Source organism: Chitinophaga skermanii (assembly GCF_003259335.1).
Taxonomy (GTDB): Bacteria; Bacteroidota; Bacteroidia; order Chitinophagales; family Chitinophagaceae; genus Chitinophaga; species Chitinophaga skermanii.
The window spans coordinates 292,810-315,116 of sequence record NZ_QLLL01000003.1; the positions used below are offsets into that span (position 1 = coordinate 292,810).

General features: G+C 39.3%; 18 protein-coding genes. 5 read left to right on the forward strand and 13 right to left on the reverse strand.

What is annotated here, in order from left to right:
* Positions 1–3: 3 nt before the first annotated feature.
* Genes LX64_RS08900 through LX64_RS08910 form a run of 3 tightly spaced genes read right to left on the reverse strand, consistent with a single transcriptional unit; the run spans position 4 to position 5,869 of the window.
* The gene (locus LX64_RS08900) at positions 4–1,377 is read right to left on the reverse strand and encodes a RagB/SusD family nutrient uptake outer membrane protein (RefSeq protein WP_111597290.1); all 1,374 of its coding nucleotides are present in this window, start codon (positions 1,375–1,377) and stop codon (positions 4–6) included.
* Positions 1,378–1,386: 9 nt separating this feature from the next.
* Positions 1,387–4,623 (reverse strand): SusC/RagA family TonB-linked outer membrane protein, encoded by a 3,237-nt coding sequence (locus LX64_RS08905; RefSeq protein ID WP_111597291.1) that lies wholly within the window; start codon positions 4,621–4,623, stop codon positions 1,387–1,389.
* 1 nt (position 4,624) lies between these two features.
* Positions 4,625–5,869 (reverse strand): TlpA family protein disulfide reductase, encoded by a 1,245-nt coding sequence (locus LX64_RS08910; RefSeq protein WP_111597292.1) that lies wholly within the window; start codon positions 5,867–5,869, stop codon positions 4,625–4,627.
* A 345-nt stretch (positions 5,870–6,214) separates the two neighbouring features.
* On the opposite strand from LX64_RS08910, the gene LX64_RS08915 reads away from it, so the two are divergent.
* On the forward strand, positions 6,215–8,842 hold the full coding sequence (locus LX64_RS08915; RefSeq protein ID WP_111597293.1) for a lanthionine synthetase LanC family protein: 2,628 nt from the start codon (positions 6,215–6,217) through the stop codon (positions 8,840–8,842).
* A 423-nt stretch (positions 8,843–9,265) separates the two neighbouring features.
* Here LX64_RS08915 and LX64_RS08925 read toward each other — a convergent pair whose 3' ends face one another.
* From LX64_RS08925 to LX64_RS08955, 7 genes are read right to left on the reverse strand one after another with little or no spacing between them, the layout of a single operon-like run.
* A complete protein-coding gene (locus LX64_RS08925; RefSeq protein WP_111597295.1) occupies positions 9,266–9,580 on the reverse strand; it encodes an iron-sulfur cluster assembly protein in 315 nt (104 codons plus the stop codon).
* Positions 9,581–9,583: 3 nt separating this feature from the next.
* Positions 9,584–10,012: a SufE family protein gene (locus tag LX64_RS08930; protein WP_111597296.1), complete on the reverse strand. Its 429-nt coding sequence runs from the start codon at positions 10,010–10,012 to the stop codon at positions 9,584–9,586.
* A gap of 10 nt (positions 10,013–10,022) precedes the next feature.
* On the reverse strand, positions 10,023–11,273 hold the full coding sequence (locus LX64_RS08935; RefSeq protein WP_111597297.1) for an aminotransferase class V-fold PLP-dependent enzyme: 1,251 nt from the start codon (positions 11,271–11,273) through the stop codon (positions 10,023–10,025).
* 15 nt (positions 11,274–11,288) lie between these two features.
* Positions 11,289–12,626: a Fe-S cluster assembly protein SufD gene (sufD, locus tag LX64_RS08940; protein ID WP_111597298.1), complete on the reverse strand. Its 1,338-nt coding sequence runs from the start codon at positions 12,624–12,626 to the stop codon at positions 11,289–11,291.
* Between the two features lie 8 nt (positions 12,627–12,634).
* Positions 12,635–13,405 (reverse strand): Fe-S cluster assembly ATPase SufC, encoded by a 771-nt coding sequence (sufC, locus tag LX64_RS08945; RefSeq protein WP_317048350.1) that lies wholly within the window; start codon positions 13,403–13,405, stop codon positions 12,635–12,637.
* Between the two features lie 22 nt (positions 13,406–13,427).
* Positions 13,428–14,873, reverse strand: a complete 1,446-nt coding sequence (gene sufB, locus LX64_RS08950) for a Fe-S cluster assembly protein SufB (protein WP_111597299.1) — start codon at positions 14,871–14,873, stop codon at positions 13,428–13,430.
* A gap of 47 nt (positions 14,874–14,920) precedes the next feature.
* Positions 14,921–15,247, reverse strand: a complete 327-nt coding sequence (locus tag LX64_RS08955) for a HesB/IscA family protein (protein WP_111597300.1) — start codon at positions 15,245–15,247, stop codon at positions 14,921–14,923.
* A gap of 372 nt (positions 15,248–15,619) precedes the next feature.
* Between LX64_RS08955 and LX64_RS08960 the strand changes: the two genes are divergently transcribed.
* Positions 15,620–16,279 (forward strand): helix-turn-helix transcriptional regulator, encoded by a 660-nt coding sequence (locus LX64_RS08960; RefSeq protein ID WP_245952597.1) that lies wholly within the window; start codon positions 15,620–15,622, stop codon positions 16,277–16,279.
* Positions 16,280–16,283: 4 nt separating this feature from the next.
* On the opposite strand, the gene LX64_RS08965 is transcribed toward LX64_RS08960, so the two are convergent.
* Positions 16,284–17,180, reverse strand: coding sequence for a hypothetical protein (locus LX64_RS08965; protein ID WP_111597302.1), 897 nt, complete (start codon positions 17,178–17,180; stop codon positions 16,284–16,286).
* A gap of 427 nt (positions 17,181–17,607) precedes the next feature.
* On the opposite strand from LX64_RS08965, the gene LX64_RS08970 reads away from it, so the two are divergent.
* Both LX64_RS08970 and LX64_RS08975 read left to right on the forward strand, forming a co-directional pair.
* On the forward strand, positions 17,608–18,747 hold the full coding sequence (locus tag LX64_RS08970) for an SPFH domain-containing protein (protein WP_111597303.1): 1,140 nt from the start codon (positions 17,608–17,610) through the stop codon (positions 18,745–18,747).
* 66 nt (positions 18,748–18,813) lie between these two features.
* Complete coding sequence (locus LX64_RS08975; protein WP_111597304.1) at positions 18,814–19,959, forward strand: zinc finger domain-containing protein; 1,146 nt, start codon at positions 18,814–18,816, stop codon at positions 19,957–19,959.
* A 37-nt stretch (positions 19,960–19,996) separates the two neighbouring features.
* Here LX64_RS08975 and LX64_RS08980 read toward each other — a convergent pair whose 3' ends face one another.
* Together LX64_RS08980 and LX64_RS08985 are read right to left on the reverse strand one after the other, a co-directional pair.
* On the reverse strand, positions 19,997–20,704 hold the full coding sequence (locus LX64_RS08980; RefSeq protein ID WP_111597305.1) for a DNA alkylation repair protein: 708 nt from the start codon (positions 20,702–20,704) through the stop codon (positions 19,997–19,999).
* Between the two features lie 192 nt (positions 20,705–20,896).
* Positions 20,897–21,385 (reverse strand): hypothetical protein, encoded by a 489-nt coding sequence (locus LX64_RS08985; protein ID WP_111597306.1) that lies wholly within the window; start codon positions 21,383–21,385, stop codon positions 20,897–20,899.
* A 307-nt stretch (positions 21,386–21,692) separates the two neighbouring features.
* On the opposite strand from LX64_RS08985, the gene LX64_RS08990 reads away from it, so the two are divergent.
* The gene (locus LX64_RS08990; protein WP_111597307.1) at positions 21,693–22,001 is read left to right on the forward strand and encodes a hypothetical protein; all 309 of its coding nucleotides are present in this window, start codon (positions 21,693–21,695) and stop codon (positions 21,999–22,001) included.
* Positions 22,002–22,307 lie beyond the last annotated feature (306 nt).

A 22,307-nucleotide genomic window follows, 5' to 3' on the forward strand; every position in this document is an offset into this window, starting at 1 on the left:
AAACTATCTTTCATTTTGTGGTATATTACTTCTAACTATAACATCATTAGGTATAGGATATACATACCTCTTGTCATTCGGTGGTAAAGTAATTGTATTGTTCTCTATTACCCTTTTCAACGTAACAGCAAATGCAGGTGAAAGATTCAGTCTTTTTAAATCAGGCCAACGACGACTTCTGAATATGAGTTCTTTTCTACGCTCTAATAGTATTAACTTAATGACTTCCGACTGGGTTAAGTTTTTATATGGATTAAACGTACCGTTTTCATATCGTTTAGATAGAAGTAAATTCAAGTCTTCTAACGCTGAATTAGTATTACCAAGTCTTGCCTTTGCTTCTGCTCTTATTAAGTAAATTTCATCTACTGCATATCCACAGAAAAATTTATCATATCCTGTATAATTACCTTTGAAATTGTAAACATTTGGTGCGGATTCGTTGAAAAAGAGTGCTTTACGAAGATCAGTGAACGCATACGTTTTCATCAGTGATGTATCTACTTGGCTAGCTCCTTCTGCATTGATGTAACTATCTGAGTTTGATGCTAGGAAAATGACTTCTGGGTTTTTATATGAAAATGGGAAAGCCGTATTAGTTATACTATTATAGTCAATTAGATTATTTTGTAGAAGCAATACTGAATCGGCATATAATTTTGCTTGGTTGTAATTAGATTGTTGTAAATAAATATTTGAGAATAATGAATATGCTGCCGCTTTTGAAGGACGAGTATTGTAAATTGCTTTGGTTGGAAGAAATGATATAGCGGATTTTAGATCAAGCAATATTTGTGCATAAGTATCTTCCAAGTTTGCCCTTGATATATTTTGGTAGATATTGCTGCTGAAAACTAAGGGTAATCCTAAAGCAGTTTTTGCATTATTCTGTTGGTATTGAGGTGAAAATAATTGAACCAGGTTGAAATAAATCCAAGATCTATAGAACAAAGCTGATCCCTTGATATTGTCCCAGTAAATAGAGTTACCTGGATTTCGCTCAAAATTCTCTAATTGCTCTAATATGTAATTGGTATAAAAAATACCTTGGTAGGCATTATTCCAGTCAACTGAAGGTTGACCTTCAAATATATCTTGTTTCCACAAGTAAGCATTACGTCGATCTATGAAAATGTAATTTAAGTATTCTTCATTCATGATATAATCATCGGTCCCAAGTTCACCGAAGATAGGAAAGCTTCCCACTCCATAATCGTCACCATTGAGTTGTTTGGTATTATCTAGCAATGCTTGTAAGTCTTGCAAGTTTTCAATTGTCGCGAGGCTCGATTGGGGTTTAGCGTCAAGGTATTTTTTGCAACTAGCAGAACAGGTGCTAATAAGTAGTATTAATAGTATATAGTTTTTCATTGTCATTGTAATTGATTAGAAATTAGATTTTAACCCAATACTGTAAGTTCTTGACGGAGGAAGGGAGAAATAATCAGGGTCTAAGTTTAATTTGTTTGCCCGCCATATAATGCCAATATTATTAATATACCCGTATACTTGTAGGTTGAGTACTCCTTTCTTTTTACCGAGATTCGGTAGATCGTAACTAAATCTAATATCTTGTAAACGAATGTTGTCCCCTTTTAACACATTTACTTCAGAATTTGCATAGAATTTATCCCTACTTAAACTGCCATTCGGCTTTGCAGGAACAGACGGAACATTTGTTTTTGATTCATCACCTGGCTCTTTCCATCTTTGATCATATTCCCCGTAGCCGTCCCAATAATTATATAATGAGTAATATTCTAGAGCATTTTTTCTGAAGTAATATCCAAACTTATATGAAATGTTGATAGACAAACTAGCACCTTTGTAAGAGATCGTATTTCTAAAAGCACCAAAATAAGTCGGTAGTGCAGATCCATTAAAGACGAGGTCGTTAATATTACCTGAATTTTGTATTGCGGTGTAGTCTTTCGATAAAGTATCCGCAACATAACCTCTCGGGTCGCCAGTTTTAGGATCCAAACCACCCCAGCGATAACTATAAATACCGTAAACAGGATAGCCTATTTGTGGTGTTATAGGTCCTCCAGCTCCTGCATTAGCGGCTCCCATAAGATTCGCAACAGTAGGGGTTATATCATATTTTGTAATAGTTGTTCGAGTATAGCTAAATAACAAAGTAGCATCCCAACGAACTAATTGCTTTAATAGAACTGCATTTAAATTTAGGTCAATACCATTACCTTTTGTACTTGCTATATTTCCAAAGTAAGTTGATAGATCCATGTGGCCAAATGAGCCTAAAGTAGGATTGATTGCAATTTCAGACATTAAATCCTTATTGATTTTATGATAATATTCTAATGAACCATTTACACGGTTATTTAGAATACTATAATCTATTCCAATGTTAAACATACCATTGCGTTCCCAGCGGAGCTTATCGTTCGGGGGATTCATAATTTGAAGTGTCGGTAGGTTATAATAGTAATCATTGTCATTGATGGCAGTTAATACACCTGCGGCTTGTTTATTAATACTACCACTAAAACCGTAGGTTGCTCGTAACTTAAGTAAGTTTACCAATCTGCTGGCTTTCAAAAACATTTCATCAGCCAAGTTCCATGATGCACCAATTGACCATAGAGGAACAGCTCTTTGATTGGTACTTACCCCAAACAAGTTCGATGCGTCTTTCCTCAAGCTTCCGGATAACGTATACCTGTCTTTCCACACATAGGAAGCATTTATAAATAAAGAGGTAAATCTATTTAGGCTTTCACTTTTGCTAAACATATCAGTAATGTTTGTAGCAAGTAGTGGATTGTAGAAGAGTGGAAAGTTTGATTTATAGTCAATCGGTGATCTATAGCCCGAAGATTCATTGTATCCTATAATTCTATCAGAATAAATGTTCCCAGCTATATCCCTAATTTCAAAACCAGCTAATGCAAATACTTTATGACGATTCCATTGTTCTTGGTAGTTTACCTGGGCCCTTCCTGAATGTGTTGTTAGCCCTGTATTATTAATATCGATTACGCTACCTCGTGGGTAATTATAAGTAAAAGTGCCATTGCTTTCGGCTATGGTAAAGCGGTTAATTGCATTTCGTACATCATACATTAACTCGTTCTGAGTATTAGTGCCTTCAATATTTTGTTTTTGAAATTGATATTTAACTTCACCTGAAAATCGTTCATTTAATCTATACTTTGTACCTATGTTTAAAACAATTGTATTGTTATTTATTTTGTTATTAGCATTGTCTAGTTGATCTAGGTACCTGTAGTGCCAATCTAGTAATCCAATATTCTGCATTGTATCGATATAACTAAATCGTAAGTCTTTGGGTAATGCTAAATGGTTCCCATCTTTATCTGCTATTTGCGCGTAGGGATAGATTTTTTTACTATCTCCCAACGAAATATTATCTATACCTTGGCTGTTCCTTCTGCTAAGTGTACTGGTATAATTGATTCCGAACGACAGCTCTAATTGTGGTATTGGTTTAAAATAGGTTTGATTTTGTAGTGTAATTCTATCTAGCGAATTACCAATTAACGTACTTTTATTTCTATCATAGCCTGCAGAGAACAAATAATTAATATTGTTACTCCCACCACGCATGTTTACAGCATATTGTTGGTTTAAGCCTAGTTGTAAGGCGTATTTATCGATATCTTTCCTAATATCTGTTGTTCGCCACGCTGCTATTTTTTGATCAACAGTAGCCTGGTCAACCATGCCTTTTTTTTGTTGTTCTAATAATTCAATGAGTGGAGATAAAAGTTTCGTCCTATTTCTAACTGGTTGAAAATTGAGCTTGTATAAATTCAATTCAACATCAATGAAATCACTTGCAGAAATACTGGGTTTATAATAGATGTCAGGTTTTTCTTCAATTGTTATATTCGTATTGAATTCAATTTTCATTTTCTGATTATAATTTCCCTTCTTTGTTGTTATAACAATAACGCCATTTCCTGCATTTGATCCCCAAATTGCAGCTGCCGCAGCGTCTTTCAGAATAGTAATAGATTCAATATCATTTGGGTTAATTGTATTAATATCTGCTAAATAGGGAAAATTATCAACGATGATCAATGGATTTTGATCCGATAATATGGTATTAATACCTCTAATTGTAATACTGGGTTCATTACTAAATTTCCTATTAAACTGAACAGCATTAGTCATATTCTCGATTCTGTCAAGAATATTTGTTGAAACCCTTCTGTTTACATCTTGATTAGATACGAAGTTATAAGATCCTGTGGCACGCTCTTTGGAAATTACTTGGTAACCATTTGAAACACTTACTTCGTTTAGAGCTGTAGAATTTGTAGTAAGTACAATATTTACCTTAGCATTGATATTTGCATCAAAAGTGATTTCCTTCGTACTATAACCAATACAGGATATCACTAATATACCTTGATTACGTTCAACTGGTATACTGAAAAATCCATCATTACTACTAATTGCAACTGTCTTCTCGTGCAGTACCTTGATTGTTGCTTTAATTATAGGTTCATTGGTTGATGAAACGATTCTTCCTTCTATATTTTTGATGGAATTTTGGCCATTAGATGCCATCCACAAAAAACAACTTAAAGTAGCTGTTAGGATAAACGAAAGCAGGGTAAATGTTTGTTTCATTTTATTCGTTTGTAGGAATGAGAATAGGAGATAATGATATTATTTCTATTGGTTTTTCTTCGATTTCTATAGTGAAACCTATGGCTTTTAACGAGGTAATAAAACCTTTGATACCTTCTGTATTGGGGAATTTCACATTAATGCCATTTGCATATCCAGATTCATCAACAATAGGTAATTCACCTGGGAAAATGGATTGAACCCGGTTTAATATTTTGTTCAATTTATAGTTCCATGCCATAGAAGAATCAACATAATATTCAAAGTGTGGGGTATCTGTGCTTGTTTTTATTAGTTGTTTGACTGGGGCTTTTATTACATAGCACATTACCGGTGAGACCACTCTTCTACTAGTTAAACCGAAGAAATTATTGAGGGTATGGATCATTTCTCTAAATAGCACTAGGGGAGAACCTTTAGGTTGTGATTTGCCTTGATAATAGTAGTAATTTGTTAAGTCGATATGGGTATCCTCATCCTTTCCATGAAGTTCATTTACTATCACCCTATCCTTTGCAAGTTCAGTGTTAGAAAGGTTGTTATATGCAAAGCGATATAATTCTTTGATATTCGATAAGTAGTTTATTTCAATTATTTGTTGATGATTGTTAAAGAGAATAAATTGTTTAGCAGATGTATTTGGATTCGTTGCCAATGTAGATTGAAATATTATATTTTTCTGTAACGCAGAATCGGAATATTCTTTTGAATCTATAAATTTCGGTGCGATTTCATGTTTTGCAAATTGCTTTATACTTTCAATACTGCCCTGTTTACTAAATGATATAATGCGTCCTTTCCTATTAACCCACACATATGCCGGAAATACGTCTACGGGAATTAACTTGTTAATAAGCGTATCTGCATTCAAGAATTGTAAAGTCAAACTTTGCATCCTCTTATATTTCAGCCTAGCATTCTGAACCCTATCCTCAGGGTCTGTAGTAATAGGTAATATAATTATCTCCTCGCTCATCACTTTTTGCAAACTATCATATTGAGGCATATGTGCTATGCAGCCAGAACAATGGACATTCCAGAAGTATAATAAGAGTGGTTTATTGTCTAACTCTTTACTGCTAGATAGTTTTAGTTTGCTTGAAATGTATGTTAATACATTTGCTGGAAGTTGATCTCCAATTTGTAAAGCCAAAGGTAGCTTTTGAGAATAGGTGTAAAACGGAATTAATAAAATAGTAAGTGATATGACTAGTGCCATTTTACAGCTTACCAGGTTGGTTTTCATACTTACGAGTTTTTGTGCAATAAAACTTTTCAAGCTAATTATTCAGCTTGCTGATAAGTATAAAATGGAGAGGCGAATGAAAATGTCGTAAATGGAGAACTCAAATATAGGTGATTATATAATTCAATATTATAAGAGGCCTGGAAATCAAATGAAGGTGGTGGATTTCTGCGTGGTAAATGCTTTGTGGCTGCAGTTTTCAGGCTATGTTAATTTTATTTAAACAATTAATTTGTTTAGTATTTTTCAGTAAATTACAGTATAACGTATAGATGATATTATAAATGCACATTCTCACATTATTGGTATTGTGGGAGAATTTTCTATTTATTTATATCATCGATTATGTCAACAGAACAATTAAGCAAAATTCGTGATTATAAGGTATTCTTACTCGAATATTTTAACGAGTTTGATGAAGAAAGTGAAGATATCTATTATATAATTCATGGTGATTTAAGGAAAACCCAAGGTTGGATGTATTACATCAGTTGCAATCTTGTGTCAATTACCTCCATTCTCCCCCCTTTACTGCAGTACTTAAAATCTATAGAAGTAGCTTTCAAGCTTATTAAAACACGGGAAGACCATATTAATATAAATAATGCTGTACTTGGCGTATCTACACAAGGACAAGCAATTGTTATTTACCCCAACGATGATAAACAAGCACGAAGTATATATCCTTTTTTGTACGAAATACTCGGTAATGAAGAAGGGCCTGTTATATCAGCCGCACAACAATTAACGAATAGTATTTATACCAGGTATGGCGGTATAAAACCTATACCCGTTCTACAAGAGAATGGAGAATACTTGCATTTTATATACGACATAAATGGAAACTTAGTAGAAGATTTATTTACAATTCCTCATGTGTTACCAAGTGGAGTTGATAGGCTTTTCCCTATCGTTCAATCAAAAGATAAGGGCAGTGCTGTGAATAAAATTGTAGGGAACTATTTGCCTTTTAAAGTTTTGAAAAATGATTTGAAGGGAAGTGTACATAAAGCAATTTATTTTAAAGGATTGCTTTCTTGGGGCGTATGTGTGCTGAAACAAGGAAAAAAGAATGTTTGGCAAGACGCTCATAATCGGGATGTCACTTCCAGGATAAGGTGGCAAAAGCAACTGTTTGATGCGCTAAGAGGGAAAGTTAAGATGCCTGTTATCTATGAATATTTCGAGGATAATACGGATGCGTATATTGCAATGGAACTTGTGAAGGGTAAGTCATTTATGGATGAAATATTCGAAGTTTATAATGGTAGAACATGGCATAATATACCCCAAAATGGAAAGATTAAGCTATTAGAAATCACGTTGAAAATATTAGCATTGATTGAATGCATGCACAATTGTGATTTTGTACACCGTGACATAACGCCTACTAATTTTATTGTTGATAAGAAACTTAATGTTCAAATGATTGACTTGGAATTAAGTTATGACTTACAAAGTGCTGAATTGCAATTTGACTGGGGCACCCCAGGTTTTATGTCACCCAATCAATATTATCTCAAAACACCAACAATAGAAGATGACCTATATGCAATTGGCGCAAGTTTGTTCGTTGTGCTAACTGGGCAGTTCCCAATTATTTTATCGCGTGACCACGAATTGAATTTACATCGCAAATTATCGTATTATATTCCAAATAAGGAAATAAGAGATGTTGTTTTTTATTGTTTGCATGATGATCCTCAACAGCGTCCAAGTTTACAATATATCATTAATGCCGTACAATACTTTAAGCTGCTCATTCAGAAAGATGGAGGAGGAGAAGCGCTTGTAGATTTGGTAAGTAGGAAGGATATCGAAACAACTATTCAACATGCAATTAGTACAGTAAATAGTCCTATGTTTACTGGTCATCAAACTTGGTTTTCACGTAAAATATTTGGTAATGGACATGTAAAAGGGCAGTTTGATGGCGCTAGGTTATATTATGGATTCAATAGGGGGGCTGCTGGTGTATTTTACATGTTGCATATAGCAAAATCAGTTGGTTTTAATATTGATGAAGGTCTAAGGGTTGCTGAAAAGATTCCTGTAGCTATTGAAACTAAAGAATTTCCTAATGGGTTACACTTTGGGAAAGCAGGTATTGCTATCATGTTAAACTTAATGAATCAATATTCATGTTTTAACAATATTAGCGATTATAATTTAGTAGAGTGGATGACTGGAATAGTCACCAAAACAGATCTTGTATTTGGGTATGCGGGACAACTTTTGGCATTGTTACACCTTCATCAACAGAATCGTGCAGCATACGTTAATGCCAAAATAGATGAAATAGTGACTGTATTGAGGGAAAGCCAGCTAGAAAGTGGAGCATGGTACAACGATACAACTAATAGTAATAAACAAATAAATACTGGCCTGCATTATGGCGTGGCAGGGATTTTATACTCGTTACTATTGTATAGAGAATTGTATCATGATACTCAAGTTGACGAATGTATTATTACGGGATTACAATGGTTAGAAAAGACAAGTTTTTCCAGAAATGGCACTAGGTTTTGGAGAACAAGTACACATGACATGAAGTCAACTATTGAGCTTTGTACAGGAGCAAGTGGAATTGCCCTTGTATTTATTGTGGCATACAGAGTATATAAGAGCGATAAATACAAGAAAATTGTGGATGAAGCATTTATGTGTATTCCGCATGAGTTTGTTATGCTTAATTTATCCCATTGTCATGGTAGTGCTGGAATTGGGGAAGTATATTTGGAAGCTTATAGGGCATTCAATGATGCAGCTTATTTAGAGAAAGCAGAAAAAATTGTTCTTAGTATCATTCACCAAGTAGCAGCCACACCTAATCCCAATGAAGTATATTGGTACGTAGAAGGCACTGAATTCCCCACCGCCGACTTCATGACCGGCCAAGCCGGCGTCATCCACTTCCTTCTCCGCTACCTTCACCCCGATAAAATCCCATACCCGCTAGAACCACAACCTTAAGCTCGATATTAATGGTTATGACGCATATATAAAACGGCGATACTGCTTAAACCACAGTATCGCCGTAATAACATATTAGCAAGCATAGTTATCAAGCAATTGCTAGTCTCCTCTCTAAGCAATCACCACAACTACGCTAACAATTCAAATATAATCCAGCACCCCAAACCCGCTAAGTTCACATGTAATGAAACGTACATATTCCATCATGAAACAACAAAAAATGCTTCCTACTGGAAGCATCCAAATTCCTCAATATCCCATATCCAAACGCTATATCCCAGTTTACGAAAACCCCAATAGAAGCATCCAAATTCCTCAATATCTCGCAACCAAACACTATATCCCAGTTTATCGAAAACCCCAATAGCAGCATCACAATCCCACAAAAAAAACGCCCCTCAACGAGTGGCGTCTAATCTCTTACAAAAATCCCAATTCCAATTTCGCTTCTTCGCTCATCATATCTTTCGTCCAAGGTGGATCAAACGTCAATCGTACATCGGCATTCGTAACACCTTCCAACGCGGAAATTTTATCCGTTACTTCTTGGATAATGGCACCGGCTACGGGGCAGGCGGGGGCGGTTAAGGTCATGATCACTAGTACGTGGCCGTTATCGCTCGCTTCCACTTTATATACAAGGCCTAAATCGTAAATATTCACGGGGATTTCGGGGTCGTGCACCGTATGGAGTACTTCCTCCACTTTCATCTGCAAGGCTATATTCGCGCTCATGGTTTAGTTTTGTGACGATTTAAGTTGGTAGGCTACAGCGTACATCTTTATTTGTTTGATCATCGCTAGTAAGCCGTTAGAACGGGTAGGGGAAAGGTGGCTCTTTAAGCCGATCTTCTCTACGAAATACAACTCCGCCGTGGCAATATCCTTCGCGGGCTGACCGTCTAATGCTTGGATCACTAAGCTTACCAAGCCTTTGGTAATGAGGGCGTCGCTATCGGCAGAGAAAAAGAGTTTGCCGTCTTTATAATCTGCATGTAGCCATACTTTACTTTGGCAACCGCGGATTAAATTATCATCCACTTTATACTGTTCGTCTAAGGCCGGGAGATCTTTGCCTAGTTGAATAATGTATTCGTACTTATCCATCCAATCGGTAAACATCTCAAAATCGCTTATAATCGCGTCTTGCTGCTCATTTATAGTCATCGTTGCGGCTTTATTTATTCAACATAATCACGGCTTTCTTGATGCCGGCTACCAATTTATCCACTTCCTCTTCCGTGTTGTAGAATGTTAACGACGCGCGCACAGTGCCCGGGATACAAAATATATCCATCAAAGGTTGTGTACAGTGGTGACCCGTTCTTACGGCAATGCCTTGTTGATCGAGTAACTCACCTACGTCGGTAGGGTGGTGGTTGCCTATCATGAAAGAGATAGCACCGTTGCGTTCTTTGGCATTCCCAATAAAGCGAAGCTCATCGATCGTACGCAATTTTTCTAATGCCACTTGGTTCAGGTGATGCTCGTAAGCTCTCATGCCTGCTAAATCCAATTCCATTAAGTATTGCAAGGCTGCACCTAAGCCAACCGATTCTGCAATCGCCGGGGTACCTGCTTCGAATTTCAATGGCGGATCGTTGTAGATGGTTTTGGCAAAGGTCACGGTTTTAATCATATCACCACCACCTTGGTAGGGAGGGATATCATTTAACCATTTCTCTTTACCGTATAGTACACCAATACCGGTAGGACCGTAAATTTTATGGGAAGAGAAGGCATAGAAGTCTACATCCAAATCTTGCACATCCACCGCTAAGTGGGCAATTGCTTGTGCGCCATCTAACATCACGGGGATGTTAAGGGCATGTGCCAAGGCAATTATTTCTTTTACCGGGTTAATGGTACCCATCGTGTTAGACACGTGTGTCAACGACACTAACTTCACGCGTTCATCTAACATTTCTTTGAATGCATCCATGCGTAATTCACCGTTCTCATCGAAGGGAATTACTTTGAGGGTAGCACCTTTATCTTCGCAGAGCATCTGCCAAGGAACAATATTAGAATGGTGTTCCATGGCCGAAATGATCACTACATCGCCTTCCTTTACATATTTCTTACCGTAGGTGGAAGCTACTAAGTTCACACTGTCGGTAGTACCTTTCGTGTAAACTACTTCGTGTACCGATGCCGCGTTGATGTACTTGGCAATTGTTTCACGGGCAGCTTCGTAGGCTGCGGTAGCTTGTTGACTCAGGGTATGTACACCACGGTGTACATTCGAGTTATAACCGGTATAATAGTCTTCCATCGCGCGCAGTACAGCCCAAGGCTTCTGCGTGGTGGCGCCATTATCGAAATATACGAGGGGGGCACCGTTCACGTAGGTTTGCAACACGGGGAAATCTCCGCGTACATCCGCTACGTTAAAAGGTTTGGGTAATGTAATGGTGTCGTTAAACATGGCTCTAATGCTTCTTTAATTATTCGCGAAAGTATCTAAATATTCGTCGGCGATTTGTTCGATGTATTTGCGGATGGCAGGTACAGTAATTTGTGCCGTTACATCATATGCAAATGCGTGAACGAGCATGTTACGTGCTGCTGCTTCGCCAATACCGCGTGATTTCAAGTAGAACAATGCTTCTTCAGAAACTTGACCAATGGTAGTACCATGGCTACATTTCACGTCGTCGGCATAAATTTCTAATTGTGGTTTCGTGTACACCATAGCGCCTTCGCTCAAAATCATGTTATTGTTTTGTTGGAAAGCGTTCGTTTTTTGTGCGTCTTGGTGAACGAAGATTTTACCGTTGAAAACACCTACTGCTTTATCTAGTAACACGCCTTTGTAAAGCTCATTACTATTACAGTTTGGTTTCGCGTGGTGAACGGCGGTATGGTTATCGATTAATTGTTGTTCAGATGCTAAATAGAAACCGTATAAGTTGGTTTCAATATGCTCGCCAACGTGAACAATATCGATATTGTTACGGGTAAACGCTGCGCTACTCATAATGAAAGCGAAGTGAGAATACACGCTGTCTTCATGTTGGTGTACGCGTGTTTGGTGAACGATGCGTACATGGTGAAGCGCAGTTTGCAATTGGTAGTGTTGCAAGTTTGCCGTTGCTTCCGTTACAATTTCCGTTACGTTGTTGTTGAACAACACGGCATTGTTAGAAGCTGGATCTACCAATGTTTCGATGATTTGAGCTTGCGCACCTTCTTCTACCACCCACAATTGGCGCGTTTGCGCAAATAATGGTGAACTGTGGTGATACAAGTGAATAATGTGCATCGGTTTATCAACAGAAGCTCCTTTCTTCACCACGATCATCATACCTTCTTCGAATAAAGCAGTGTTTAAGTCTTCGAACGTATGTTTGTAATCGTATTCAGTATTGAAGTGAGGAGCGTAAGCACCTGCTTCGATCGCTGCGCTAACAGTGGTAATTTGAACATCCGCTTCGGCAGGTACTTGGCTTAATTCTTTTTGGAATTTACCATTTACACAAACCAAAGTATAGGCATCCAAACCTGCTGGAATAGCAGCTTTCAGCAATTCTTCTACCGTTGTATTGGCAACAGTAGTAGTAGTATCGAATGAAAAGGCTTCTTGTAAGAAGGGAGCTACGTTGGTGTATTTCCATTCTTCTGTCCTGTAAGCAGGAAAGCCTTTTAACATGAATGTTTTGAATGCTTCATCTCGCTGCGTCAATAACGAAGCGGGTTCGGCTTGCTTTCTATCTGAAAGGTGTTGCTCGAAAACGCCTGGTAATTGTGCGATGATTGGCGATGTAAGCGTATTTGTCATTAGTTATTTTATTGAACAGGTTCCTGTAAATGCATTTCTTCTTTCAACCAATCGTAGCCTTTTTCTTCTAATTCAAGTGCTAACTCGCGTGTGCCGCTGCGTACGATTCTACCATTGTACAATACGTGTACAAAATCAGGAACGATATAATCAAGCAAACGTTGGTAGTGGGTGATAATTAAGAACGCGTTGTCTTTAGAACGTAATTTGTTTACGCCTTCGGATACAATTCTCAATGCGTCGATATCCAAACCAGAATCGGTTTCATCTAGGATGGATAATTTTGGTTCGAGCATGGCTAATTGCAAGATTTCGTTTCTTTTCTTTTCACCACCAGAAAAACCTTCGTTTAAAGAACGGTTCATCAATTGTGAATCGAACTGTACGAGTTGTTGCTTTTCTTTTACGAATGCTAAAAATTCTTTTGGTGTGAAAGGTGGTAAACCTTTATGTGCACGGTGTTCGGTAACGGCAGCTTTCAAGAACTGCATGTTAGATACACCTGGAATTTCTACTGGGTATTGGAATGCTAAGAAGAGGCCTTCGCGGGCACGCACTTCTGGCGACATGTCCAATAAATCTTTACCATCAAATGTTACAGATCCACCTGTTACTTCGTAAGATTCTCTACCTGCAAGAACAGAAGCCAAAGAGCTTTTACCTGAACCGTTAGGGCCCATGATAGCATGTACTTCACCTGGATTAATTTGCAAGTTGATACCTTTTAATATGGCTTTTTCTTCAACTCTTGCTTGCAGATCATTAATATTGAGCATCATTTTTTGCGTATATTTTAACGAATTAACCTACACTTCCTTCAAGTGTAATTGATAATAATTTTTGTGCTTCCACGGCAAACTCCATGGGTAATTGATTGAGAACTTCTTTCGCGTAACCGTTCACGATTAATGCTACTGCTTGTTCGGTATCGATACCACGTGCATTCAAATAGAATACTTGGTCTTCACCGATTTTAGAGGTAGTAGCCTCGTGCTCGATCATGGCAGTTGGGTTCTTCGATTCAATGTAAGGGAAGGTATGCGCACCGCAACGGTCGCCAATCAACAATGAATCACACTGGGTAAAGTTACGGGCGTGAGTAGCTTTCGGTCCTACGGTTACTAAACCGCGGTAAACGTTCTGGCTACGGCCTGCAGAGATACCTTTAGAAATGATATGGCTGCGTGTATTTTTACCGATGTGGAACATTTTCGTACCGGTATCTGCTTGTTGTAAGTTAGATGTTACGGCTACTGAGTAGAATTCACCTACGCTATTGTCGCCGGCAAGGATAACGCTTGGGTATTTCCAAGTAATCGCGGAACCGGTTTCTACTTGCGTCCATGAAATCTTCGCTTTTGCACCTTTACAAATACCACGTTTAGTTACGAAGTTATAGATACCACCTTTACCTTCTTTATCGCCAGGGTACCAGTTTTGCACGGTAGAGTATTTTACCTCGGCATTTTCCAATGCCACGATTTCTACTACTGCTGCGTGTAATTGGTTCTCGTCGCGCATGGGAGCAGTACAACCTTCGAGGTAGCTTACGTAAGCACCTTCGTCGGCTACTATCAATGTACGTTCAAATTGACCGGTATTGCGCGCGTTAATACGGAAGTACGTCGATAATTCCATTGGGCAACGAACGCCTTTAGGAATGTATACAAACGAACCATCGGAGAAAACGGCGGCGTTCAATGCGGCAAAAATGTTATCGGAGTGAGGAACTACGCTTCCTAAATATTGCTTTACTAATTCGGGATGTTCTTTTACGGCTTCACCGAATGAACAGAAAATAACACCCTTCTCAGCTAATTCTTTTCTAAATGTAGTAGCTACGGAAACACTATCAAAAACTGCATCAACAGCAACACCTGATAACGCTTTCTGTTCGTCTAAAGGGATACCCAATTTTTCGAATGTGCGTAATAATTCTGGATCTACTTCATCTAAACTGTTATACTTAGCCTGGTTCTTCGGAGCTGCATAGTATGAAAGTTGCTGAAAATCGATCTCAGGCATTTTGAAATGTTGCCAGTCGGGCATCTTCATCTTAGTAAAAGCTCTATAAGCTTTCAAACGCCATTCTAGTAACCATTCCGGCTCTTCCTTTTTTGCAGAAATAAAGCGGATAATATCTTCATCAAGCCCGGGAGGTGCCACTTCCATATCGATGGTCGTTTCAAACCCAAACTCGTAAGCCTTATCAGCTAACTGTTGAATAATTTCGTTTTCTGTAGCCATTTATTATAGTAAAATAATTTGAAAATTCTTTGCGTACACTTGTCTCCTTACACCGCGAAACTCTCGCCGCAACTACAAGTACGCGTTGCATTCGGATTATTGAACGATAATCCCTTACCATTCAATCCACCCGTATAATCTAATTCTGTTCCATACAAATAGAGCAAACTCTTACGGTCTGTCACTATCTTAACCACCTCGTTCTCGAATACTTGGTCATTCTCCTGTTGTTCCGTGTCAAATTTCATCACGTACTCCAAACCAGAACAACCGCCGCCCTTAATGCCAACACGCAAAAAACTGCCCGCTGCCACTTGCTGATCTTCCATCAATTTAGCTACATATACTTTAGCTGCCGGTGAGATTGTAATCATTGTTTTTACGTTTATAGTTCATGACTATCCTGCAAAATTACTGCTACAATACTGAAAATCCTATCATTATTTAGGTGCTTTTCATTGATATACAATAACCATACAGGTTAAAATGCCTTACATCTAAGAGGTTTTTAATATATTTTTCCCCTTAAATAGCTTTCGTTGGAATATTTTATTTCGGAATCGACCTATAGAGTAGTGTTAATTACTTTTAACATTTCGGTGGATTTTGCCATCAAACTGGCTATGGTACTGTAAAGTAGGCTTCGCGTTAAACTTTGTTCATAGCCGGGTGCCGGCCGCATCCCGTAATAAAAATTGTATTTCCGGCCCAAAGTTACGACATTTGCTATTAAAACAAGTAAATACTTGGGTAAATATCAGTCATCTTTTCAGTCTACTGCCGAACGTTTTTTAATGTTGCTGAAAACAAATGGTCCACAGTCGGCAACCGCCCTAGCGAAGGAACTTGGCATTACTTCCGAGGGGGCCCGCTTGCACCTTTTAAAGCTACAAGAAGAAGGGTTCGTGACTGCCAATTCTGCATCTAAAGGAGTGGGGCGCCCAACCCAATTATGGTCGCTCACGGAAATCGCTAACCGCCGTTTCCCTGATACCCATGCCACCCTTACCGTGCAGTTAATTAAGGCTATTGAAGAGGTGAGTGGCCCCGAAGCACTCGATAAAGTACTGTTTGCCCGCGAGAAAATGTCGAGCTACAAGTACGAAATCGCCCTCAGTGGCTTGCCTTCCCTAGAAGAAAAGATTAATAAGTTCGCCGAAATTCGTACGAACGAAGGGTATTTAGCAGAATGGAAGAAGGAAGATGATGGTGGTTATTTCCTCATCGAAAACCATTGCCCTATTTGTGATGCCGCCCGGGCATGCCAATCCATTTGCAACTCGGAATTGCAAGCGATCCGTAAAATATTCGGCGACGATGTTGCTGTGAACCGTGTCGACCATGTGCTCGAAGGCGATCGCCGTTGTGCCTACCACATTATTCCCGTTGCGGAAAAAGTTTCTTAAATCATCATTCAACTAGTGGTGTTGCTACTGCATGCTTCCGTAAGCGTGTATGCTTTTTTGTGCCTACTTGTAAGGCCCTTGAACGTTTCTTGGGTGGCACCGAAGGCTTTGGTAGCAAGGCCTGGCGGATTATTTCTTCTGCCGAAACTATCCCTTTCTCTTGCGCTACAACCGCTTTCACAAACACTTTACGAATAGCCATAGCGTTTAGAACGCCGCCTTTGATAGGGTATTCTTGGCCGTTTTCCACTTCAATAAATGCAATACCGACCGAAATAAAAACGTGCCTAGGATCAAACTTCGCCATCTCTAAGGCCATCGAAAATGCGTCTATCGTAGCATGAAGAGGCAATGTTTGGCTTGTAAGATGGTGGGAAGTAATTTGTTGTGTATGAAAGTTTACCGCGTGTAGGCTGGCGATGAGTTTGAAATGTGTAGCATGCTTAGGCGCATGCACTTCATGGTGGGCATTAAAAGCGGGGAATTTCACCTCGGCCATACCCCTTGCACGGTCCAGCGTAATCGTATGTTCCGCCGTGAAAACCCGGTTAAACTTCACCTTGTTATTATATTCAAAACCCGCCATCATCGCTACATCTCCATACTCGGCCGTACGCTCTCCCCGTATATTGGTAGCATCCGACTGTAATACCTTCATTAAATGCGACGATAACCGGCGGTACATCCCTTTATCCCTCACTAATTCCCGCGTAGGTTGAAAATGTGCATACAGGTCGGCTGCCATCTGCGCCGTTTTGCCAAATGCCGCGCGGTGGTCTTTGATTTTTTCACCCCATTTCGGAATTTTCCGCTGTTTTGTAACGGCCAGGTAGCCGTTGCGTGTAGGGTAGAAAGCTACTTTTTCCAAGTGCTTATAACCCATGGGTACAATTTTTCCCATAACAATGCTTGTTGAATTGGTTAACAATATCCCGAAGATAAGGCAGGAGCAGGTAACGAGGCCGCAGCCCAATAAAATGGTGAATTGATTATCAATCTAATACAAAGGAAGGGTAAAGGGGAAGTAAGGGAGACCTAAAGGAAATACAAGGTTTGATATAGTCTAATAGGGCAACGATACATAGAAATTACTAGGAAACTACATAGAATTACCGGGTAAAGTACATAGAAGTTACATAGAAGGATACTGCCTATCAACTGGTTGTAAAATGGTGGAAAGCGGCAGCTCGATTACTTTAACCCTGTTCTCAAAAGGGGCGCTAACGGCGTGAATAGGGGGAACTTACGCTTTTATATAAATTTTAACACGGATGCTATCCACATATAATACGTTTTAATATATTTACAGCACTAAAACTATATGTGCTATGGGTTTATTCGATAAAATTAAGGGAGAATTTATAGATATTATCGAATGGGTGGACACCACCAGCGATACAATTGTTTGGAAATTCCCGCGTTACCAGAACGAAATCAAAATGAACGCGAAGCTAACCGTTCGCGAATCCCAAGTGGCCGTGTTCCTCAATGAAGGTGCACTGGCCGATGTGTTCATGCCTGGTATGTACACACTTACTACACAAAACATGCCCATCTTATCAACTTTAAAAGGTTGGAAGTATGGTTTTGATAGTCCTTTTAAGGCGGATGTTTTCTTCGTAAGCATGCGCCAATTCACGAATCAAAAATGGGGCACGAAAAACCCGGTGATGATCCGCGACGCGGAATTCGGCCCGGTACGTTTGCGTGCTTTCGGTAGCTACAACTTCCGCGTGAAAGATGCGGCCATGTTTGTACGCGATATCTCTGCTACAAATCCTACGTTCTCGGTTGAAGAGATCAATGAAAACCTCCGCAACTTAGCCGTAACGCGTGGTATGGACGCCATCGCGGAATCAAAAATTCCTGTACTCGACCTTGCGTCTAACTACAACGAGTTCTCTACTTTCGTGCAAGACAAGATCAAGCCGGAGTTTGAAGAAATCGGTTTAGAGCTCACCAAGTTTTTGATCGAGAATATTTCGTTGCCACCAGAAGTGGAAACAGCGCTCGACAAACGCAGCAGCATGGGTATTATCGGTAACCTTGGTGCTTACTCTCAATTCCAAGCAGCCAATGCGATGGAGAATATGAGTAATAACCCTGGTGGTGGTACAGGTGTTGGTGGCCTTGGTATGGAAGCTGCGATGGGTTTTGCTATGGGTAACCAAATGACGAACATGTACAAACAAAACCAGTTCGATCCTACACAAGGTATGCAAAATTCTCCAGCGAATGGCGCAGTGCCGCCACCATTGCCAACAGCAGCACAATATTTCTTTGCTATTAATGGTCAACAAGCCGGTCCTTACAATTATGATCAAATTCCTGCTTTAATTGCCGCGGGCACCATCAATTCCGATACCCTGTATTGGAAGAAAGGGTTAACAGAGTGGAAATCGGCGTACTATGACGATGATTTAGACAACTTATTTAAAAATGTACCGCCACCAATTCCTGGCTTCTAACATATTACTTAATCACAAACAGGTAAGCTGTAACGCTTGCCTGTTTTGATTTTACCTAACTGATCTATGCCATTCGAAGAAAAAAACAGCGAAATCGTTTCCTCCCTCGTTTGCGACAGCTGCGGTGCTAAGTTGGAGTTTCAACCCGGTACGCAAAAGTTACGTTGCGGGTACTGTGGAACGATGAACGAAATTGAATCCGGTCACGATTACGATACTACACCTGCCCATACGATATCTACTGATTTTGCGGAATTCGTAGAAGCGGAGTATAATACAGCACAAGGACAAAAAGTAAGTTCCTACGTAGTAAGCTGCAAACAATGCGGTGCTACCACTACCATGTTACCGAACGTGGCCTCGGATAGTTGCCCGTTCTGTACATCGCCCTTGGTGGTTAACCAGTCCGACTCGAAACAAATTACCCAGCCGCACGTGGTGCTGCCTTTTAGAATAAGCGATCGACAAGCCGCTTTATTCCTGTTTAAATGGATGAAGTCGCGCTGGTTTGTGCCAAATAAGATGTTGAAGAATGCCGATAGCTTGGTAGATATTCGACAATTAAAAGGTATATACTTGCCGTATTGGAACTTCGATTCAAACACCACCACCACTTACACAGGTGAGAGGGGCGATTATTACTATACCACCGAAACGTATACCACTACCGTTAACGGGAAGCAAGAAATTCGTACGCGCCAAGTACGGCACACCCGTTGGTCGCGAGCTTCGGGCACCGTGTATTTATATTTCGATAAGATACTTGTGAAAGCAAGTGCCTCGATAGATGCAAAAGTAGAAAGGAAATTAGAGCCTTGGCGTTTTGAAGACATGAAAGCTTTTGACGAAAGATACTTGAGTGGTTTCAGAACGGAAGTATATAAAACCAAACCCGAAGAAGGTTTTGAAACTGCGAAGCAGCGGATGGACCCAGGCATTCAAAGTGCTATTAGGGATGATATTGGGGGTGATGAACAGCGGATTAATGATTACCGGGTAACGTATGAAGATCCGAATATCCAGTACGCGGTATTGCCTGTTTGGATTAGTAGTTATAAGTATAACAACAAAGTGTATAACATTTATATCAATGCCAGTACAGGAGAAGTGATTGGCCAGCGACCGTATAGTTTCTGGAAGATTTTCTTCTTTATATTGATGATACTAGGTATTCTCTTATTGTTTGCTGTTATTGGACAAGCAGCAGGATAAGCAAGCCTTGTAGTAAAATAATTTGGAGTGGCCGGGTTTAGCACCTGGCCATTTTCTTTTTCTTACCGATGTAATTTTTGGCTTTTACTTTATCGATGTATTCAATTATACCTGGTACTTTACAGGCCGTGTTACCTAAGTTTACTTCTACTTCTCCAATGGATTTACCAGCTGCCATGGCTTGTGTTGTTAAAGCTGGTACATAACTACCGGCGGCAATTACAAAACTATTCATTGTATAGCGCACGCGGTTGGGTGCAGCGTGAATAGTTTTTACTACGCGTTCAATTAATTGTTGGAGGAAGGGAATATCGAGCTGTTCATCTTTTGTAATAGCAACAATATTCGACCATGTAGCCCAGCCAATGCTAGCAAAGTGCTCATCGCCTGTGTTGATCCATTCTGTAGCCAGTTTAGGACCGTGGGGTGTTTCCGCCGTAATCCAAGGCACGGTGTATTCTATAATCATTTGCCAAGGAGCTTTAGCGGCCCAATCGCGGAGATCGGCTTCGGTCATTTTCTTTTCATCGGCGATGAGGCCGGCGAGGTACATGGCGTCGGAGATGCCAGTATTGTACAAGCTTTTAGAGAGTTCGTAATCCTTCTTCACCTTCGCTTGTATCTTCTTTAAATCTTGCACTTTAACGCCGTAGAAAGGTTCTTTGGCGCCATGGTTGATCAGTACTTTCTTAATGGAAGGGCTGCCGAGGGCAACGAGTTGTTCCATAATTTCATCGACATGCATGGGGAGTGGATTTGTTACGAAATAACGATTTTCTAGTCATACCCCCAAAAAGCAATCGACGCCCTTTTGGGAGCGCCGATAAAGCTTTAACCACACAAATAAAATTACCTAATTGTTTGTAACACTGCTTGCTTAGCAGCAGGGATTTTTGTTGAAACTGTAACTGTTTTTTATTGAAAAAGTTAATAAGTGTTAGAAAGAAGTAGCCGTAAAAGTGATCGTATATTCTTGATCGCTGATTGTTGGAATTTTACCTTTGATCGTGAATCTCATTTCCGATTTGGTGCACTTTTCAACAGTGAAGGTAGGGTTAATGAAACCGTCTTCGAAGTAAGGTAGTTTCAACTGGCCATTGGTAATTTGCCATTGGTAATCGCTGGTTTGTTGTTCTTCCTCGCAAATATCTGCGCCTTCGTTCATCCGTAATACGCCGTTGTCGAGGAATTGGAAGAAGTTATCTTTTTCACAGGCATCCATCACGTCGGCATAGAGGTTATTCGTGAGGTGATCTGGGTTTTCGTCGTACCGTACTTTCGGGGTAATAGTTGCGGCTACTGTTTTCCATTTTTTGTTTTGGAGTTTAGCGGCGGTAACGGTGGTTGTGTCTTCCGGTTTGTCGTCTTTATCTTTTTTGCAGTTGCTAAAAGTAAGCACGGTGAACGCTGCGAGGAGCGTAGTCATGATTGTTTTTTGGGAACAATGTAAATACATGATGTTAGAGAATTTTTGCTTGTTAATATGTTTGATCATGCAAAAGTAGTTTTGCGGGTTGGGGTGTTTCTCAGTAGAAGTACGGGAATTGAAAAATAGGGGGAATGAGTTGAAAAGTGGGCTAAATGGTAATATTATATGGTATGAATGGGAAGATTCCTTATTTTCACGGTACAAAAGATGATGCATTTAACCTAGAATAACAGTAATGTAGAGCATATTCCCTCCTGCAAATAGCTTGTTTCGTTTTTAGGCTAAGATTAAATACAGTTTATCTATGAAAGATTACAAAGTACCTTTTTCCCGGTTTTTTATCGCGTTTTTATTTCCGATGATTCCCTTAGGATTATTAGCTGCATTTTTAGCATTAGCAGGATATGATGTTTCCATGGTGAATGATGAGTATGTACATGGTTTTGCCGGTTTCTTTTATGGTATAGTAACGATTCCAATATCAGCATTGATAATGACAATTATAACATGGCCGTTCTATACCCTAGGTAATTATATGTACCGTTGGTTTATGAAACATGTGATGCAAAAGAAACAAGAGGAGGACGATTTATTAAAGGATTTTTTGAGATAGATATGATATTCGTATTGGCTGTACGTTGAAGCTTATTGGGATGATTTGTTTAAATATATATTGTTGTGAAAAGTAAAGTAGATAATAAGAAGGGAGGTATGATTATAAGCCGCCGCTGAATAAGCAGAATAGATAGTTTTCATTTGAAGATTTAGCTTGTATCGATAGGCGTGTGGTTGTGGATTTTAATAGTTTAACAATATTTAGATGTACAGTATACAGCTCCCGTTAATTGAAGCACATAACAAAAAACTCATTCTTTCGATGTATGCGATTAGTTTTATACTATACTTGCTTGCACTATTA

What these genes read in the sequence shown, in the direction of transcription:
- LX64_RS08900 (WP_111597290.1), bottom strand. Translation starts at nt 1,377, where the DNA reads ATGACAATGAAAAACTATATACTATTAATACTACTTATTAGCACCTGT.
- LX64_RS08905 (WP_111597291.1), bottom strand. Translation starts at nt 4,623, where the DNA reads ATGAAACAAACATTTACCCTGCTTTCGTTTATCCTAACAGCTACTTTA.
- LX64_RS08910 (WP_111597292.1), bottom strand. Translation starts at nt 5,869, where the DNA reads ATGAAAACCAACCTGGTAAGCTGTAAAATGGCACTAGTCATATCACTT.
- LX64_RS08915 (WP_111597293.1), top strand. Translation starts at nt 6,215, where the DNA reads ATGTCAACAGAACAATTAAGCAAAATTCGTGATTATAAGGTATTCTTA.
- LX64_RS08925 (WP_111597295.1), bottom strand. Translation starts at nt 9,580, where the DNA reads ATGAGCGCGAATATAGCCTTGCAGATGAAAGTGGAGGAAGTACTCCAT.
- LX64_RS08930 (WP_111597296.1), bottom strand. Translation starts at nt 10,012, where the DNA reads ATGACTATAAATGAGCAGCAAGACGCGATTATAAGCGATTTTGAGATG.
- LX64_RS08935 (WP_111597297.1), bottom strand. Translation starts at nt 11,273, where the DNA reads ATGTTTAACGACACCATTACATTACCCAAACCTTTTAACGTAGCGGAT.
- sufD (WP_111597298.1), bottom strand. Translation starts at nt 12,626, where the DNA reads ATGACAAATACGCTTACATCGCCAATCATCGCACAATTACCAGGCGTT.
- sufC (WP_317048350.1), bottom strand. Translation starts at nt 13,405, where the DNA reads ATGATGCTCAATATTAATGATCTGCAAGCAAGAGTTGAAGAAAAAGCC.
- sufB (WP_111597299.1), bottom strand. Translation starts at nt 14,873, where the DNA reads ATGGCTACAGAAAACGAAATTATTCAACAGTTAGCTGATAAGGCTTAC.
- LX64_RS08955 (WP_111597300.1), bottom strand. Translation starts at nt 15,247, where the DNA reads ATGATTACAATCTCACCGGCAGCTAAAGTATATGTAGCTAAATTGATG.
- LX64_RS08965 (WP_111597302.1), bottom strand. Translation starts at nt 17,180, where the DNA reads ATGGGAAAAATTGTACCCATGGGTTATAAGCACTTGGAAAAAGTAGCT.
- LX64_RS08970 (WP_111597303.1), top strand. Translation starts at nt 17,608, where the DNA reads ATGGGTTTATTCGATAAAATTAAGGGAGAATTTATAGATATTATCGAA.
- LX64_RS08975 (WP_111597304.1), top strand. Translation starts at nt 18,814, where the DNA reads ATGCCATTCGAAGAAAAAAACAGCGAAATCGTTTCCTCCCTCGTTTGC.
- LX64_RS08980 (WP_111597305.1), bottom strand. Translation starts at nt 20,704, where the DNA reads ATGCATGTCGATGAAATTATGGAACAACTCGTTGCCCTCGGCAGCCCT.
- LX64_RS08985 (WP_111597306.1), bottom strand. Translation starts at nt 21,385, where the DNA reads ATGACTACGCTCCTCGCAGCGTTCACCGTGCTTACTTTTAGCAACTGC.
- LX64_RS08990 (WP_111597307.1), top strand. Translation starts at nt 21,693, where the DNA reads ATGAAAGATTACAAAGTACCTTTTTCCCGGTTTTTTATCGCGTTTTTA.